Source organism: Escherichia sp. WS1118, assembly GCF_046487695.1.
Classification (GTDB): Bacteria; Pseudomonadota; Gammaproteobacteria; order Enterobacterales; family Enterobacteriaceae; genus Escherichia; species Escherichia coli.
Genome location: NZ_JBJQIZ010000041.1, coordinates 1 through 688 on the forward strand (window position 1 = coordinate 1; position 688 = coordinate 688).

General features: G+C 60.9%; 1 protein-coding gene and 1 pseudogene. One reads left to right on the forward strand and one right to left on the reverse strand.

The features are described from left to right. Positions 1-307, reverse strand: a pseudogene (gene tetR(A), locus ACJHYO_RS23960) (tetracycline resistance transcriptional repressor TetR(A)); the annotation flags it as partial. Between the two features lie 30 nt (positions 308-337). On the opposite strand from tetR(A), the gene ACJHYO_RS23965 reads away from it, so the two are divergent. Next, positions 338-688, forward strand: a 351-nt coding sequence (locus ACJHYO_RS23965) for an MFS transporter (protein WP_225879638.1), incomplete at its 3' end; no start/stop codon positions are given.

Sequence of the window (688 nt, forward strand, 5' to 3'; positions counted from 1 at the left end):
TGCCGGCATGGATGCGCGCGCCATCGCGGTAGGCGAGCAGCGCCTGCCTGAAGCTGCGGGCATTCCCGATCAGAAATGAGCGCCAGTCGTCGTCGGCTCTCGGCACCGAATGCGTATGATTCTCCGCCAGCATGGCTTCGGCCAGTGCGTCGAGCAGCGCCCGCTTGTTCCTGAAGTGCCAGTAAAGCGCCGGCTGCTGAACCCCCAACCGTTCCGCCAGTTTGCGTGTCGTCAGACCGTCTACGCCGACCTCGTTCAACAGGTCCAGGGCGGCACGGATCACTGTATTCGGCTGCAACTTTGTCATGCTTGACACTTTATCACTGATAAACATAATATGTCCACCAACTTATCAGTGATAAAGAATCCGCGCGTTCAATCGGACCAGCGGAGGCTGGTCCGGAGGCCAGACGTGAAACCCAACAGACCCCTGATCGTAATTCTGAGCACTGTCGCGCTCGACGCTGTCGGCATCGGCCTGATTATGCCGGTGCTGCCGGGCCTCCTGCGCGATCTGGTTCACTCGAACGACGTCACCGCCCACTATGGCATTCTGCTGGCGCTGTATGCGTTGATGCAATTTGCCTGCGCACCTGTGCTGGGCGCGCTGTCGGATCGTTTCGGGCGGCGGCCGGTCTTGCTCGTCTCGCTGGCCGGCGCTGCTGTCGACTACGCCATCATGGCGACG